This is a genomic window from Streptomyces avidinii (assembly GCF_045161815.1).
Classification (GTDB): domain Bacteria; phylum Actinomycetota; class Actinomycetes; order Streptomycetales; family Streptomycetaceae; genus Streptomyces; species Streptomyces avidinii.
Genome location: NZ_CP108863.1, coordinates 290,801 through 305,126, shown reverse-complemented (window position 1 = coordinate 305,126; position 14,326 = coordinate 290,801). Strand labels below are relative to the sequence as shown.

The following is a 14,326-nucleotide window of genomic DNA, read 5'->3' as shown; positions in this document are numbered from 1 at the left end:
GGTTGGCCGGAATCCGTTGGAAGGTGGCATTCCAGCCTCTTCCGAGGGTCGGGGACCGTGACTAGCGTCGGTGTCGGCGCAGCATCCGTGCGCCGACCCCAGAGACAAGGAACCCTGACCGATGCTGTGTCAGATCGTGCTGTTCGACGGCTTCGATCCCCTGGACGTCATCGCCCCGTACGAGGTCCTCCATGCCGGCTCGATGGCGGCACCGGGAGCCCTGCGGGTGGAACTGGTCTCCGCGGAGGGGCCGCGTGAGGTGCCCGGCGGGGCGGGACCGATTACCCTGCGGGCCACCGCCCGGCTCGACCCGCGGAGCGCGGACCTGGTCCTCGTACCGGGCGCCGCCGGCCCACTGGGCAACCTCTCCGATCCGGACGCCCCCGTGAACGCCGACTCCATTCCCGCCCTCCTCGGCCGCTCGCTCGAAACCGGCCTGCCCGCAATGCTGAAGGACGCCATGGACCGGCCGGGACTGACCGTCGCCACGGTCTGCGGGGGCTCCCTGGTGCTCGCCATGGCCGGTTTGATCGAGGGTCGGCACGTCACCACCCACCACCAAGGGATGGACCTGCTCGACGCCACCGGTGCGGTGGCGATCGACGCCCGAGTCGTCGACGACGGCGACCTGGTCACGGGTGCGGGGGTCACCTCCGGCCTGGACCTGGGCCTGTACCTGCTGGAGCGCGAACTCGGCCCGCGCATCGCACATGCCGTGGAGCAGCTGTTCGCCCACGAACGCCGCGGCACTGTCTGGCACGCCTCGGGCCCGGTTCCCGCGGCCTTCTGACCCTCAGCCCGACCCGACCCGACCCGACCCGACTCGGCCGCGCCGGCCCCACCACCGAGAAAGCGCACCACATGTCTGTTGAAGGCACCTGGAACCTCCTCCTCGCCACCCCCATCGGGAAGCAGCAGGCCGTGCTCCGCCTGTTCACGCACAACGGTGACCTGCACGGAGTCGCCACGTCGGACGCGGAGGAGGTTCCGCTGACCGGACTAGCACTCCACGGCGACCGCCTGACGTGGCGCCAGTCGATCACCAAGCCCCTGCGCCTGCACCTCGACTTCGACGTCACCGTGACGGAAGACGAACTGACCGGCACCGCCAGGGCCGGCCGGCTGCCCGCCACCAAGGTCACCGGCCACCGGGCCGGATCAGCCGCGTGACGAAATTCCTCCTCGCCGTCCACGTCCTGGCGGCGATCATCACGATCGGCCCCGTCACCGTCGCCGCCGGCATGTTCCCCGTCGCCGCGCGCCGCGCCCTGGCCGCGCCCGGCGGTGCGGGCGCCCTGACCGAGGTCCGTACGCTGCACCGCATCTGCCGGGTCTACGCGGTGATCGCGGTCGTGGTGCCGGTCTTCGGCCTGGCGACCGCCCGCAGCCTCCAGGTGCTGACCAGCCCCTGGCTCCTCACCTCGATCGCACTGACCGTGGCTGCCGCCGCGGTGCTCGCCGGACTGGTCCTGCCCCGGCAGGCAGCGGCCCTGGCCGGCCTGCACGGCGGCATCGACGCACGGGCGACCGCCGCCGTGCAACGGGCCGTCGGACAACTGGGCATGCACACAGGAGTGTTCAACCTGCTGTGGGCCACGGTGACCGTCCTGATGATCGTCCGCCCCGGATCCACAACAGGAGCCTGACATGCAGAACCGAGAGAGCATGCTCCTGCGGATCTCCGCCACCGTCGAACTCGTCACCCTGGCCGTCCTGCTGGTCAACCTGGGCGTGCTGCACCTGCCCGCGCTAGCCTCCGCCGTGGGCCCGGTGCACGGCTGCGCCTACCTGATCGTCGTCATCACCGTCACCCGAGAGCGCGGCCCGGACCGAACGGCCGTCCCGCTGTCGGCCGTCCCGGGCATCGGCGGCGTCCTCGCCCTGCGCCGGCTCGACGCGCACCGGGCTCCGCCCGTCCGGGTCAGCGGGTGAGCAGCGATTCCAGAGGGACCTGCGGATCGGCGAGGCGCACCGGGTCGATGGGCGCGCGGGAGCGGATGAGGTCCTGGATCGGCTCGGTGACGTCCCAGACATTGACGTTCATGCCGGCCAGGACGCGGTCGCCGGCCAGCCAGAACGCGATGAACTCCCGGGTCTCGGCGCTTCCCCGGAAGACGACCCGGTCGTAGCCGCCGGGCTCCACGTACCCCGTGTACTCCATGCCCAGGTCGTACTGGTCGGTGAAGAAGTACGGCAGCCGGTCGTACACGACGTCCTGCCCGAGCATGGCCCGGGCCGCGGTCCGAGGCTGGTTCAGGGCGTTGGCCCAGTGCTCGACCCGGATGTGCCGCCCCAGGAAGGGGTGGTGGGCGTTGGCCACGTCACCCGCCGCGTACACGTCGGGTGCGGAGGTGCGCAGGTGGTCGTCGGTGACGATGCCGTTGTCGACCTCCAGCCCCGCTCCCTCGGCCAGTCCGGTGTTGGGGTTGATACCGACGCCCACGACGACGGTGTCCGCCGCGAGGCGGGTGCCGTCGGCGAGCAGGACACCGTCGGCGGTGTCCCCGTCACCGGTGATCTCGCTGATCCGAACGCCGAACCGCAGGTCGACGCCGTGATCCCGGTGCAGGTCGGCGAAGACCTGGGCGACCTCCCGGCCGAGCACCCGGAGCAAGGGCAGCTCGGCGCTCTCCAGCACCACCACCCGGGCACCGGCCGCACGGGCCGCGGCCGCGGTCTCCAGGCCGATCCAGCCCGCGCCGATCACGACGACCGCCGCGCCGGGCCGGAACGCCCGCTTGAGCCGGTCGCTGTCCTCCAGCCGCCTCAGGTACAGCACGCCGTCCAGGTCCGCGCCGGGAACGGGCAGCCGGCGAGGTGAGGAACCGGTGGTCAGCAGCAGCTTGGCGTAGTCGAGCCGGCGGCCGTCGGCGAGCGTCACCCGGCGGGCCGCGGTGTCGAGGGCGGTGGCCGTCGCGCCCCGCCGCAGGTCGACGTCGTGCTCGGCGTACCACTGCTCCGGATGTACGTAGACCTTCTCGCGCTCCTTCGTGCCCAGCAGGTAGTCCTTGGAGAGCGGCGGCCGCTCGTAGGGGCGCTCGTGTTCCGCACCGATGAGGACGAGCGGGCCGTCGAAGCCCTCCTCGCGCAGGGTCTGCGCGGCTTTCGCCCCACCCAGCCCTGCTCCGACGATGACGTACGCGCTGTTCGTGGTCATGGCGGTGGCTTCCTTCACTCGGTGGTCCGCGGAGTGGTGGGCAGTCCGGAGTGACCCAGATTTCCACGGCTTCGCCCGTGCACGCGGGTACGCGGCAGCCGGTCCGCTGCGTGTCGTCACCCGTGCGGGGGCGGCCCCGGTCCGCGCGGCGCGACCGGGCACCCTCCCCGGACGGGACGTCAGGAAGGCTGCGAGACTACGACCATGAGCACTGCGCGCCGCCCGCTCGGGCAAGGACCCGCCCCCGCTGTCGACCCCCAGGAGCAGCCCGCCGCCCGCGGCCGCACCGCTGCCGAACGAGCCGCCGACGACACGCCCCCGCCCGTCCCGCCCACCGGGCCCGTTGCGGCCGACGCGGAACCCCCGGCCTCCCGCCGCACGCTCGGAAACGGCTCCCGCCCCTGACACGGACACCCCCGGCCGCCGGCGCGGCCGGGGGTCCGGAACAGACGGCCCAGTGCTGCGCGTTCGAGGTCAGGACGTCGTCGAGGTGGGGCAGGACGTGGTCGGCCCACGCCTTCTCGTGGCGCTCGGCGCCGGCCCGGTCATGGAAGCCGGAATGGGTCAGCCGCAGAAGTGTCCCGCCGTCCGGGGAGGGCTCCAGCACGACGGCGACGACCGTCTCGGCACCGCCGGTGCCCATGGCGCCCGTGACCCAGGTCAGCCGCCCAGCCTGTTCGGCTCCAGCGCCAGGAACCTTCCGTAGTGGGGGTGGACCCGGTTCTCGTGCCGGCCCCCAGAATGCCCCTCCCACCCCGCACTCGCCTCCGCGCCGGGCCGACCCGCACTACACCGCGTACCGGTCGGGTGCGAAGAGCGAAGGGTTCGCCGCGATCCAGTCCGATGTGCGGCGCAGGCCCTCCTCCAGGCCGACCCGCGGCCGCCAGCCGGCCCACTCGCGGGCCCGGGAGTTGTCCGACAACAGGCGCTGGACCTCGCTGCCCGACGGGCGGAGCCGCGTCGGGTCCACCACCACCTGCGCCTCCCGGCCGGAGGCGGCGATCAGAGCCTCGGCCAGGGCCCCCACGGAGATCTCCTCGCCGGTGCCGAGGTTGACCACCTCGCCCAGCGCCCGGTCGCATTCCGCCACCGCCAGGAACCCCTCGGCCGTGTCCGTCACGTACGTGAAGTCCCGGGTCGGGGCGAGCGAGCCGAGGCGGATCTCCCGGGAGCCCGCGTGCAGCTGGGCCAGGATCGTCGGGATCACCGCGCGCGCCGACTGGCGCGGCCCGTACGTGTTGAAGGGGCGCACCACCGTCACCGGCAGCTCGAAGGCGTGGTGGAAGGAGAGCGCCATCATGTCCGCGCCGATCTTCGAAGCGGAGTACGGGGACTGCGGCTGCAGGGGATGGCTCTCGGAGATCGGGGCCGTCAGCGCCGTCCCGTAGACCTCGCTGGTCGAGGTGTGCACCAGGCGGCCCACACCGTGCCGGCGACAGGCCTCCGCCACGTTCTGCGTACCGGTCACGTTCGTCTGCACGTACGCGCCCGGCGAGGCATAGCTGTACGGGATCCCGATCAGCGCCGCCAGATGGAAGACGGTGTCGCAGCCGGCCACCGCGTCGCTGACCCGGCCCGCGTCGCGGACGTCGCCCGCCCACATCTCCACCGGGCCGTCCGGGTCGGCGAGGTAACGCGCCAGGTGGCCCTTCTCGGCATACGGCTTGTAGTGGACGAAGGCACGCACCCGCGCGCCCCGCGCCACCAGCAGGTCCACCAACGTCGAGCCGATGAAGCCCTCGGCGCCGGTGACGAGGACGGTGCGGTCGGTCCAGCTGTTCATATGCGCTCCAGGTGAGGGGTGGGGACGAGGCCGGCGACGCGGAGGACTTCCGCAGCCAGCAGTTCGGCGGCCCGCGCGTGCGGACCGGGGTCGGCGGCGCCGGCCATCGCCGCCAGCCGGGCCGGATCGGCCAGCAGCGGGCCGACGAGGTCGGCGAGGCGCCCGGCGGTGGTCTCGGCGTCGGGCAGCAACAGCCCCGCGCCCGCGTCGGACAGCACCCGCGCGTTGTGGGTCTGGTGGTCGCCGGGGGCGTACGGGTAGGGCACCAGCACGGACGGCACCCCGGTCGCCGCCAGCTCGGCGACGGTCGCCGAGCCCGCTCGGCACACCACCAGGTCGGCGGCCGCGTAGACCAGGTCCATCCGGTCCAGGTACGCCGCCGCCCGCGCGATCCGCTGCCCGCCGGACGCGGCCAGGTCGGCCACCGCACCGGCCAGGGCCGCCGGACCCGTCTTCACCAGCAGCTGTACGTCGTCCCGCCCCTGCCAGAGCCCGGCCAGCGCGACGGCGGCCCCGGTCAGCCGTACGGCGCCCAGGCTGCCGCCGTTGAAGACGACCAGCCGCCGCCCGGACGGGACGCCGAGAGCCCGCCGGGCCTCGGCGCGCAGGGCCGCTCGGTCCGGCCGGGGGAGCCGCGCGAGGCCGGCGAGCGCCGCGGAGATCGGCATCCCCGTGGTCAGGGCCCGGTCACCGCCCGACAGGTGGCCCCGGCTGCGGTCGAAGGCCACCGCGATGTGCGGGGTGAGCCGGGCCGCGAACTGGTTGGCACGGCCGGGCACCGCGTTCGACTCGTGGATCACGGCCGGCAGTCCGGCCAGCCGCGCCCCGAGCACGGCGGGCGCGCTCGGATAGCCGCCCATTCCGACGACGACGTGCGCGCCCTGCGCCCGGATCACCGAGCGGGCCTGGTGCGCCGAGCGCAGCAGCGCCGCGGGCAGCAGGTACCGCTTCGCGCCGAGGGCCGGGTCGAAGGGGATCATGTCGACGGTGTGCAGGCAGTAGCCGGCGCCGGGGATCAGCTCGGTCTCCAGGCCCCGCTCGGTCCCGATGAACGAGACCACGGCTGCGGGCACGGCGTCGCGCAGTGCCTCCGCGAGCGCGAGGCCGGGATAGATGTGCCCGCCGGTGCCGCCCGCACCGATCACGACGGAGAGGGCCGCGGGTGTGTGAGGTGGTGTGGTCATGGCCGCACACTCCCGGTGCGCCCTAAGAAGGTTCTAAGAGGTTCTCTCAGAAGCGTTTGGCAGGCTTTGCGCCATGAGCTCCATGGACAGCACGGGAACCGCACTCGGCACGGGCAGGCAGCGCATCCTCGTCGTCGACGACGAGCCCGAGGTACGGGCGGCCGTCGAGGACGGTCTGACGGTCGAGGGGTACGAGGTCCGGGGCGCGGCCGACGGTCTGGCCGCGCTCTCGCAGGTGGCGGTCTGGGAGCCCGACGCGGTCGTCCTGGACCTGATGATGCCGGTCCTCGACGGGCTCGCCGTCTGCCGGCAGCTACGGGCGGTGGGCGACCGTACGCCCGTCCTCGTACTGACCGCGCTCGACTCCGTCAGCGAGCGCGTCGACGGCCTGGAGGCGGGCGCCGACGACTACCTCGTCAAGCCGTTCGCCCTGGACGAGCTGGTCGCCCGCGTCCGGGCGCTGCTCAGGCGGGCCGCGCCCGGACCCGCCGGCGCCGCCCCGCTCGGCTTCGCCGACCTCGTCCTGGACCCCGCGACCCGGACGGGCCGCCGGGGCGGACGACCGCTGGAGTTCAGCCGTACCGAAGCGGCCCTGCTGGAGCTGCTCCTGCGCCACCGCGGCCAGGTACTCCCGCGCGAGCTGATCCTGGAGCTGGTGTGGGGACGGGACTTCGGTCCGGACTCCAACTCCCTGGCCGTCTACGTCGGCTACCTGCGCCGGAAACTGGAGGCCGGGGGCGAGCCCCGGCTGGTGCACACCGTCCACGGCGTCGGCTACCGGCTGGATGCGGCATGAGCGGCGGCCGCCGGCGGCTCGGACGCGCCTGGCGCAGGCGCCGTCCCCTGCGGACCCGGCTCGCGCTGTCCGTCACCGCCGCGGTTGCCGTCGTGGCCGTCGGGGTGTGCGCGGCGGCGTTCCTCGTGGTCCGGTCCGCGCTCTACGAGCAGCTCGACCTCAGCCTGACCCAGTCCGCGCGGCTCGCCGCCCAGCGCAACCCGGCAGAGGCGCCGGGCACCCTGGCGGGGGAGTGCCGGTTCCTGGCGGCCCCCGCGTGCGCGGAGGTGGTGGCCGCCGACCCGGCCGATGACCCCGCCACACCGGGACCACTGCCCGTGGACCCGGCCGCGCGACAGGTCGCCGCGGGCCGGAAGGCCCCGTACTACACGAACATCACGGTGGCCGGGTTCCCCGCCCGGATGCTCACCACCGACTACGCCAAGGGGCGGGCGCTCCAGGTCGCCCTGCGGGCCGACACGGTCGAGGACGGCATCGAGGAGGCGGCCGGGTGGCTCGTCGTGACGGCGGCGGCCGGGGTGCTGCTGGCCGCCCTCCTCGGGTACTGGGTCTCGCGGACCGGCCTGGCCCCCGTCACCCGGCTCACCGCGACGGCCGAGCGGATCGCCGCCACCCGCGATCCGCGGCACCGCATCGAACTGCCGCCGCCGGGGCGGGAGGACGAGATCACCCGGCTGGCCGGGAGCTTCAACACCATGCTCGGGGAGCTGGAGAAGTCGGTCGCCGCGCAGCGCCAACTGGTTGCGGACGCCTCGCACGAACTGCGCACCCCCCTGACCGCACTGCGCACCAACGCCGAACTGCTGGCGCGGGCCGACCGGCTCACACCGGACCAGCGCGAGCGGGCCTCCGCCGCGCTCGGGCGGCAGCTGCGGGAGGTGACCGGGCTCGTCAACGACCTGATCGAGCTGGCGCGCGACGAGGAACCGCAGCCGCTGGTGGAACAGGTTCGTCTCGGCGCGCTGGTGGAGCACTGCGCGCAGGCCGCGCGGACGCACTGGCCGGCCGTGCCCTTCCAGGTGCGGGTCCCCGCCGAGCCGGTCGTGGTGCCCGGGGTGCCGGCCCGGCTGAGCCGGCTGCTCGGGAACCTGCTGGACAACGCGGCCAAGTTCAGCCGGGGCGGGCTGCCCGTGGAGGTGGAGCTGGTGCCGGGCCTTGCGGGCGTCCCGGGCCGCGGGCCGGAGCTCACGGTGCGCGACCACGGGCCGGGCATCGCGGCGGAGGACCTGCCGCACGTTTTCGACCGCTTCTACCGGGCGGGGGCGGCCCGCGCCCTGCCCGGTTCGGGGCTGGGCCTGGCGATGGCCCGGCAGATCGCGCGGGCGCACGCCGCCGAGCTGACGGCGGAGGTCGCCCCGGGTGGGGGCGCGCTCTTCCGGTTGACGTTCTGAGCATCTCCTTCGCAGACCACCGCCCTGCGGGGCGTCAATATCTGTGGCGGCGCGATGAGAATTGGACGGACCGCGCCATGAGGCTTTTTCCCGCAGCGAACGAGGCGAGATTCCTCACCCCACACCGGGTGCCGATGCGTGCTACTGTCGATCTCAGTTGCAGTTGTGGTTCCCAAAACTTCAAGCACCCCAACAGGTCTTTGCACCGTGGGTGTGCTTTTACTTTTCCGGTCATTTCCGGACGGGGCAATCATCGCGGCGACACGGGATCGACACAGTGTGGGTCCCGATTCACTGCCCCAAAGGAGATATGACATGGCTACTGGAACCGTGAAGTGGTTCAACGCGGAAAAGGGTTTCGGCTTCATCGAGCAGGACGGTGGCGGCGCTGACGTGTTCGCCCACTACTCGAACATCGCCGCCCAGGGCTTCCGTGAGCTGCTCGAGGGCCAGAAGGTCAGCTTCGACATCGCGCAGGGCCAGAAGGGCCCGACGGCCGAGAACATCGTTCCCGCCTGACGCTGACGCGCACTTTGTAGCTGGGGCCCGCATCCTTCGGGGTGCGGGCCCCAGCTGCACGCGTTTTTTCCGCGCCTCCCCGCACCGGCTGCGGGGACCGCGCCGAGGAATCCGCAGTCCTCCGTACACGGATCCTCCGTCGGCCGCCGCGCCGGCCGCCACGCCCGCCGGGTTTCTGCGCCCGGGTCCGGGTCCGGTTTCACCCCGAGTCCGACCCCGGGTCTCACGCCCCGTCGGCATCACCTCTTTTTCAGCACCTGCACCCGCCCGGATCTCCGGCCGACCAGGTCTGTTTCGTATTTCCATTCGGCCCGTTCTTGCAATTCTCCGCGCAGTGCACCACCGCGAGAATTCCTTGATATGAGCCGTATCGAGGAAGGTTCTGCATGAACCGCACACGCACGAACGAACGATTCGCCCGCACCCGCAACAGCAGTGCGGGTTCAGGTTCCGGTTCCGGCTCGGGATTCGGATACGGCAAGAGCGGCGGCCGCTTCGGCCGTTCGGCCACGGGCCGTTCCGGCGGTCCGGCCTCCTCCGGCCGTTCCGGTGGCCCGAGCCGCTCGGGCGGGTACGGCCGTCGGCCGGCCGCCGTCCAGGGCGAATTCGCCCTCCCCAAGACGATCACCCCGGCGCTGCCCGCCGTGGAGGCCTTCGCCGACCTCGACATGCCCGGGGAACTGCTCGCCGCACTCACCGCGCAGGGCGTCACCGTGCCGTTCCCGATCCAGGGCGCGACCCTGCCGAACTCCCTGGCGGGCCGCGACGTCCTCGGCCGCGGCCGGACCGGCTCCGGAAAGACCCTGGCCTTCGGGCTCGCCCTGCTGGCCCGTACGGCCGGACAGCGCGCCGAGCCCCGTCAGCCGCTCGCGCTGGTCCTCGTACCGACCCGTGAGCTGGCCCAGCAGGTCACCGACGCCCTCACCCCCTACGCCCGCTCGCTCAAGCTGCGGCTGGCCACGGTCGTCGGCGGGATGCCCATCGGCCGGCAGGCCGGCGCGCTGCGGGGCGGGGCGGAGGTCGTCGTCGCCACGCCCGGCCGGCTCAAGGACCTGATCGACCGCGGGGACTGCCGGCTGAACCAGGTGGGCATCACCGTTCTGGACGAGGCCGACCAGATGGCCGACATGGGCTTCATGCCGCAGGTCACCGCCCTGCTCGACCAGGTGCGCCCCGAGGGGCAGCGCATGCTCTTCTCCGCCACCCTCGACCGCAACGTCGACCTGCTGGTGCGCCGCTACCTGACCGACCCGGTCGTCCACTCCGTCGACCCGTCCGCGGCCGCGGTGACGACGATGGAGCACCACGTGCTCCACGTACACGGCGGCGACAAGCACGCGGCCACGACGGAGATCGCGGCGCGCGACGGCCGCGTCATCATGTTCCTGGACACCAAGCACGCGGTGGACCAGCTCACCAGCCACCTGCTGAACAGCGGGGTGCGGGCCGCCGCGCTGCACGGCGGCAAGTCGCAGCCGCAGCGCACGCGCACCCTGGCGCAGTTCAAGACCGGGCACGTCAGCGTGCTCGTCGCCACGAACGTCGCCGCCCGCGGCATCCACGTCGACAACCTCGACCTCGTCGTCAACGTGGACCCGCCCACCGACCACAAGGACTACCTGCACCGCGGCGGCCGTACCGCCCGTGCCGGTGAGTCCGGCAGCGTCGTCACCCTGGTCACCCCGAACCAGCGCCGCGACATGGCGCGCCTGATGGCTGCGGCCGGGATCACCCCGCAGACCACCCAGGTCCGCTCCGGTGAAGAGGCCCTGAGCCGGATCACCGGAGCCCAGGCCCCCTCGGGCATCCCGGTCGTCATCACCGCCCCGGTGGCCGAGCGGCGCGAGCGCACCGGATCCGCCTCGCGCAACCGGCGCCGCCCCGCGGCGGCTGCCCGACGCAGGCCCGTACGGCAGTCCGCCGCCGACACGGCGGCGTGAACCCCGCGTCACCTCCGCGCCCCTTCTCCTTCTCTCCTTGCGAGGCATCATGCGCTGCGTCATCGCCCGATTCCCGTTCGACCTGACCAAGGCCGGAGTGCTGGAGTCGATGAAGGGCGTGAAGCCCGAGCCCATCGCCGGTGAGTCCGTGACCATCGGACGCCGGATCTACCCGGTCAAGCAGGTCGGCCAGGTCATCACGCGCCAGGACCGCCGGGACTTCAGCGCCGGGGAGGTCGTACGGGCCATGACCATGCTCGGCTTCACCTGTCACGGCCTGCCGCAGGCCCCCGCCGAGCCCGCGCCGGCCCTGACCCCGTTCCAGCGCGCCTCGGCGATGCTCGGCGCGCCCGCGCCCGTATCGGTTTCCGCCTGACCGCATACCGGCAGCACAGCAGTGAGGGCCCGACCGCCATGCGCGGTCGGGCCCTCACTGCTGTGCCGTTCGAGTACAGATCCCTCGCTGTCGAACACGAGAAAATCTGTCGCCGTCAGAGTAGACATCCGGCTGTGACGTGCCTATGGTTTCTTCCATAGCCAAGATCGAAGGAACGGAGGAGGCAGACGCCATCAGGATCGCCCGGGCAGGCACCTCACGCCCGGGTACCGCACGACCCCCGAACGGAAGGTGGTCCCCGGTCAGGCATTCCCGATCCCCGCACTCCCGCCCGTGTTCAGGGCGCGAACGCGGAAACAGAGAGCCGGCGCAGCGCTGAGGCCGGTAGATGGTGTTGAATTTCCTTCAGGGCCTTGGTGCCGTACGGCGCCAAGGCCCTTCGACGCGTCCCAAGAAGAGGTGCAGATGACAGCGGATGACTCGCTCGGCGGCCGGCTGGACGACGATGACTACCCCGCCTACACGATGGGCCGGGCTGCCGAACTCCTCGGCGCGACCCCGGGTTTCCTGCGCGCCATCGGCGAGGCCCGTCTGATCACGCCGTTGCGCTCCGCAGGTGGGCATCGCCGTTACTCCCGCTACCAGTTGCGGATCGCGGCCCGCGCCCGGGAGCTGGTCGACCAGGGCACGCCGGTCGAAGCCGCCTGCCGCATCGTCATCCTGGAGGACCAGCTCGAAGAGGCCCAGCGCATCAACGCCGAGTTCCGCCGCGCCGCGACCGCCGCGAGCGAAGACTCCCGCTGAGCGCGGGCCGGGGACACCGGCTCCACGGCACCGGCCGGGCCGGTCCGGCGACTTCGTAGTCAGGCGGTCGACTCCCCGGGGGTGTGAAGAGTACGGCGAACGGCGTTGCGGAGCCAGTGATGGCCTCCGTCGGCGGCGTGACGGGGGTGCCACGCCATGCCGATGGTCAGCGGCGGCAGGGGCAGGGGGATCTCGAGGAGCCGAAGGCCCAGAGTGGTGGCGGCGTCGGTGAGAGGGGAGCCGAGGCCGCCGGGGGGTGCGGTGGGGACGAGGCAGACGATGTCACTGCACGCGGCGAGAGTCATCGCGGCCATGTGGCCGGGGAGCACGACAGCGACTCGCCGACGGAGGTTCCGGTCGGCCAGAGCCGCGTCCAGGGGACCGGTGAACCGGCCGCGGCGGCTCACCACGACGTGATCGGCGGCAGCGAGCCGCTCCGGGGTCAGGGTCCCTTCGGTCAGAGGGTGGCCGGGCCGGACGGCCGCCGCCATCCGGAGGGTGACCAGTTCTTCGACCCGGGTCTCGGGGTCCACGTGGTCGATGGACCCGATCTCCAGGTCGATCCGGCCGTCGCGCAGTGCCGATCCGGCCTCCAATTCCTCGGCCCGGAACCGCAACGCGATCCCCGGTGCCTCCTGCCGGGCCAGCCGCAGCATCCCCGGGGCCAGCGCCGCGCCGACCAGGTCGGCCGCCTGGAGGGTGAAGGTGCTGCGCAGGACGGCGGGATCAACCCCCGCGCCAGGAGCCAGCAGCGCTCCCAGGCGGCGCACCACCGCGGCCGTCTCCTCGCGCAGGGCCTGGGCCCGGGGAGTGGGAACCATGGCCTGGCCGGCCCGAACCAGCAGAGGGTCCTGCAGGATGCGCCGCAGCCGGGCGAGGGTGCGGCTCATGGCGGCGGGCGACGTGTGCAGCCGGGCGGCGGCACGAGTGACGCTCTGCTCGGTCAGCAAAGCGTCCAACGCGACGGCGAGATTGGCGTCGATGACAGGCTCTGCACTGCTGCTCATAGGCGTTATTCCATTTCAGGCAATGATCCCGTGCTCAAGTTCCCATTGTGGCAACACTCTTGCGCTCCACAGGATGGGGGTCGTCCCGATCCGGCACCACCCATGAGGTTTCCATGATCGTCATCACCGCTCCCACCGGGAACATCGGCAGTCACCTGCTGTCCCTGCTCCTGGAGTCCGCCCCCGCCCGCGAGGAACTGCGCGTGGTCGTACGTGACCCCGCCCGGCTGCCCGACGCGGTGCGCGACCGCGTCGAGGTGATCACCGGCTCGCACGACGACGCGGAGGTCGTCGACCGCGCCTTCGAGGGCGCCGACGCCGTGTTCTGGCTCGTCCCCCCGGACGCCTCCCTGACCCCCGAGGACGCCTACTGCGGCTTCACCCGGCCCGCCGCGAAGGCCCTCGTCGCCCACCGCATCGGCCACGTCGTCGGCGTCTCCGCGCTCGGCCGCGGCACCTCGGTCGCCCACCGCGCCGGACTCGTCACCGCTTCCCTCGCCATGGACGACCTCATCGCCGGCACCGGCGCGGCCTACCGCGCCCTGGCCTGCCCGTCCTTCTTCGAGAACCTTCTCGAGGACGCGGACGCGATCCGGGAGACCGGCGTCTTCACCGACGCCATCGAGGCCGACCGCAAGGCCCCCCGCGCCGCCGTCGCCGACATCGCGGCCGTCGCCGCCGACCTGCTGCTCAACCGCTCATGGTCGGGCAACGACAGCGTCCCCGTCCTCGGCCCCGAGGACCTTTCCCCCAACGACCTGGCCCGCATCATGACCGAACAACTCGGCCGCCCCGTCCGCTACGAACACCAGCCGCTCGACGAGCTGTACACCGAGCTCCTCGGCCACCGCCTCGACGAGGCGTTCGCCCAGGGCGTCGTCGACATGAAGAGGGCCAAGAACGAGGGCCTCGACGCAGGCATCACCCGCACCCCGGCCACCGGCTCTCCCACCACCTTCCAGCACTGGTGCGCCCAAACCCTGGGGCCCGCGGTCCTCACGGGAGGTGCCCGTCATGCCCGTTGAGAAGACCACACCGCCGGTCACGGCGTTCATACTCATCAAGACCACACCCGAGTGGCTCGCCATGACCCCCCAGGAACGCATGAACGCCTTCGCCACTCAGGTCGTCCCCGCAGTCAAGGCCAAGACCACCGGCGTCCGTTCACGCTTCTACGACACGGAGTTCTACTCCACCCGCGTCACCGACGTCTGGGTCTGGGAAGCCGACGACCATGACGCCTACCGACTCCTCATCGACGCATTGCGCGAAACCCCCTTCTGGGACCGCTACTTCACCGTCGTCGACCTCCTTGTCGGCAGCGAGAACGGCTACGCCCGCACCTACGGCGTCGAGGCCGTCACCACCATCACGACCTGACGCGCCACCCGACCCGAGACGCCGCATG

General features: G+C 72.4%; 17 protein-coding genes. 13 read left to right on the top strand and 4 right to left on the bottom strand.

Features of this window, described 5'->3' with window-relative positions; genetic code table 11:
• Positions 1-121: 121 nt before the first annotated feature.
• The 4 genes from OG373_RS01480 to OG373_RS01465 all read left to right on the top strand — a co-directional run bounded on the left by OG373_RS01480 (position 122) and on the right by OG373_RS01465 (position 1,932).
• Positions 122-790, top strand: coding sequence for a DJ-1/PfpI family protein (locus tag OG373_RS01480; protein WP_405435285.1), 669 nt, complete (start codon positions 122-124; stop codon positions 788-790).
• Positions 791-861: 71 nt separating this feature from the next.
• Entirely contained in the window at positions 862-1,170 is a 309-nt protein-coding gene (locus OG373_RS01475; RefSeq protein WP_405435284.1) for a hypothetical protein, read from the top strand.
• Positions 1,167-1,646 (top strand): hypothetical protein, encoded by a 480-nt coding sequence (locus tag OG373_RS01470; protein ID WP_405435283.1) that lies wholly within the window; start codon positions 1,167-1,169, stop codon positions 1,644-1,646. The genes OG373_RS01475 and OG373_RS01470 overlap by 4 nt, the downstream gene beginning before the upstream one ends.
• Position 1,647: 1 nt before the next feature.
• Positions 1,648-1,932: a DUF3817 domain-containing protein gene (locus tag OG373_RS01465; protein WP_405435282.1), complete on the top strand. Its 285-nt coding sequence runs from the start codon at positions 1,648-1,650 to the stop codon at positions 1,930-1,932.
• Here OG373_RS01465 and OG373_RS01460 read toward each other — a convergent pair.
• On the bottom strand, positions 1,922-3,157 hold the full coding sequence (locus tag OG373_RS01460) for an NAD(P)/FAD-dependent oxidoreductase (RefSeq protein WP_405435281.1): 1,236 nt from the start codon (positions 3,155-3,157) through the stop codon (positions 1,922-1,924). The genes OG373_RS01465 and OG373_RS01460 overlap by 11 nt on opposite strands.
• A 204-nt stretch (positions 3,158-3,361) precedes the next feature.
• Here OG373_RS01460 and OG373_RS01455 point away from each other — a divergent pair, with 204 nt between their 5' ends.
• Positions 3,362-3,562, top strand: a complete 201-nt coding sequence (locus tag OG373_RS01455) for a hypothetical protein (protein WP_405435280.1) — start codon at positions 3,362-3,364, stop codon at positions 3,560-3,562.
• 382 nt (positions 3,563-3,944) lie between these two features.
• Here OG373_RS01455 and OG373_RS01450 read toward each other — a convergent pair whose 3' ends face one another.
• Both OG373_RS01450 and OG373_RS01445 read right to left on the bottom strand, forming a co-directional pair.
• Positions 3,945-4,940: an SDR family NAD(P)-dependent oxidoreductase gene (locus OG373_RS01450; RefSeq protein WP_405435279.1), complete on the bottom strand. Its 996-nt coding sequence runs from the start codon at positions 4,938-4,940 to the stop codon at positions 3,945-3,947.
• On the bottom strand, positions 4,937-6,124 hold the full coding sequence (locus OG373_RS01445) for a UDP-N-acetylglucosamine--N-acetylmuramyl-(pentapeptide) pyrophosphoryl-undecaprenol N-acetylglucosamine transferase (RefSeq protein ID WP_405435278.1): 1,188 nt from the start codon (positions 6,122-6,124) through the stop codon (positions 4,937-4,939). Before OG373_RS01445 ends, OG373_RS01450 begins: the two co-directional genes overlap by 4 nt.
• A gap of 73 nt (positions 6,125-6,197) precedes the next feature.
• Between OG373_RS01445 and OG373_RS01440 the strand changes: the two genes are divergently transcribed.
• From OG373_RS01440 to OG373_RS01415, 6 genes are all read left to right on the top strand, one after another.
• Positions 6,198-6,920: a response regulator transcription factor gene (locus tag OG373_RS01440; RefSeq protein WP_405435277.1), complete on the top strand. Its 723-nt coding sequence runs from the start codon at positions 6,198-6,200 to the stop codon at positions 6,918-6,920.
• Positions 6,917-8,311 carry a sensor histidine kinase gene (locus OG373_RS01435; RefSeq protein ID WP_405435276.1) on the top strand — a complete coding sequence of 465 codons (1,395 nt, stop codon included), beginning with the start codon at positions 6,917-6,919 and terminating at the stop codon, positions 8,309-8,311. Before OG373_RS01440 ends, OG373_RS01435 begins: the two co-directional genes overlap by 4 nt.
• A 315-nt stretch (positions 8,312-8,626) precedes the next feature.
• Positions 8,627-8,830 (top strand): cold-shock protein, encoded by a 204-nt coding sequence (locus OG373_RS01430; RefSeq protein WP_004986771.1) that lies wholly within the window; start codon positions 8,627-8,629, stop codon positions 8,828-8,830.
• Positions 8,831-9,216: 386 nt separating this feature from the next.
• Positions 9,217-10,770, top strand: a complete 1,554-nt coding sequence (locus OG373_RS01425) for a DEAD/DEAH box helicase (RefSeq protein ID WP_405435275.1) — start codon at positions 9,217-9,219, stop codon at positions 10,768-10,770.
• A 49-nt stretch (positions 10,771-10,819) separates the two neighbouring features.
• A complete protein-coding gene (locus OG373_RS01420; RefSeq protein ID WP_405443896.1) occupies positions 10,820-11,146 on the top strand; it encodes an SCO5918 family protein in 327 nt (108 codons plus the stop codon).
• A 426-nt stretch (positions 11,147-11,572) separates the two neighbouring features.
• A complete protein-coding gene (locus tag OG373_RS01415) occupies positions 11,573-11,911 on the top strand; it encodes a MerR family transcriptional regulator (RefSeq protein WP_405435274.1) in 339 nt (112 codons plus the stop codon).
• Positions 11,912-11,970: 59 nt separating this feature from the next.
• Here OG373_RS01415 and OG373_RS01410 read toward each other — a convergent pair whose 3' ends face one another.
• Positions 11,971-12,918 (bottom strand): LysR family transcriptional regulator, encoded by a 948-nt coding sequence (locus OG373_RS01410; protein WP_405435273.1) that lies wholly within the window; start codon positions 12,916-12,918, stop codon positions 11,971-11,973.
• Positions 12,919-13,031: 113 nt separating this feature from the next.
• Here OG373_RS01410 and OG373_RS01405 point away from each other — a divergent pair, with 113 nt between their 5' ends.
• Together OG373_RS01405 and OG373_RS01400 are read left to right on the top strand one after the other, a co-directional pair.
• Positions 13,032-13,943 carry an NAD(P)H-binding protein gene (locus OG373_RS01405; RefSeq protein ID WP_405435272.1) on the top strand — a complete coding sequence of 304 codons (912 nt, stop codon included), beginning with the start codon at positions 13,032-13,034 and terminating at the stop codon, positions 13,941-13,943.
• Positions 13,933-14,298 (top strand): darcynin family protein, encoded by a 366-nt coding sequence (locus tag OG373_RS01400; RefSeq protein ID WP_405435271.1) that lies wholly within the window; start codon positions 13,933-13,935, stop codon positions 14,296-14,298. Before OG373_RS01405 ends, OG373_RS01400 begins: the two co-directional genes overlap by 11 nt.
• Positions 14,299-14,326 lie beyond the last annotated feature (28 nt).

Bases quoted from the DNA above. Each gene is read 5' to 3' on its own strand.
- OG373_RS01440 (WP_405435277.1), top strand. From the start codon at position 6,198: ATGAGCTCCATGGACAGCACGGGAACCGCACTCGGCACGGGCAGGCAG.
- OG373_RS01400 (WP_405435271.1), top strand. From the start codon at position 13,933: ATGCCCGTTGAGAAGACCACACCGCCGGTCACGGCGTTCATACTCATC.
- OG373_RS01480 (WP_405435285.1), top strand. From the start codon at position 122: ATGCTGTGTCAGATCGTGCTGTTCGACGGCTTCGATCCCCTGGACGTC.
- OG373_RS01435 (WP_405435276.1), top strand. From the start codon at position 6,917: ATGAGCGGCGGCCGCCGGCGGCTCGGACGCGCCTGGCGCAGGCGCCGT.
- OG373_RS01475 (WP_405435284.1), top strand. From the start codon at position 862: ATGTCTGTTGAAGGCACCTGGAACCTCCTCCTCGCCACCCCCATCGGG.
- OG373_RS01415 (WP_405435274.1), top strand. From the start codon at position 11,573: ATGACAGCGGATGACTCGCTCGGCGGCCGGCTGGACGACGATGACTAC.
- OG373_RS01410 (WP_405435273.1), bottom strand. From the start codon at position 12,918: ATGAGCAGCAGTGCAGAGCCTGTCATCGACGCCAATCTCGCCGTCGCG.
- OG373_RS01455 (WP_405435280.1), top strand. From the start codon at position 3,362: ATGAGCACTGCGCGCCGCCCGCTCGGGCAAGGACCCGCCCCCGCTGTC.
- OG373_RS01465 (WP_405435282.1), top strand. From the start codon at position 1,648: ATGCAGAACCGAGAGAGCATGCTCCTGCGGATCTCCGCCACCGTCGAA.
- OG373_RS01405 (WP_405435272.1), top strand. From the start codon at position 13,032: ATGATCGTCATCACCGCTCCCACCGGGAACATCGGCAGTCACCTGCTG.
- OG373_RS01445 (WP_405435278.1), bottom strand. From the start codon at position 6,124: ATGACCACACCACCTCACACACCCGCGGCCCTCTCCGTCGTGATCGGT.
- OG373_RS01460 (WP_405435281.1), bottom strand. From the start codon at position 3,157: ATGACCACGAACAGCGCGTACGTCATCGTCGGAGCAGGGCTGGGTGGG.
- OG373_RS01430 (WP_004986771.1), top strand. From the start codon at position 8,627: ATGGCTACTGGAACCGTGAAGTGGTTCAACGCGGAAAAGGGTTTCGGC.
- OG373_RS01425 (WP_405435275.1), top strand. From the start codon at position 9,217: ATGAACCGCACACGCACGAACGAACGATTCGCCCGCACCCGCAACAGC.
- OG373_RS01420 (WP_405443896.1), top strand. From the start codon at position 10,820: ATGCGCTGCGTCATCGCCCGATTCCCGTTCGACCTGACCAAGGCCGGA.
- OG373_RS01450 (WP_405435279.1), bottom strand. From the start codon at position 4,940: ATGAACAGCTGGACCGACCGCACCGTCCTCGTCACCGGCGCCGAGGGC.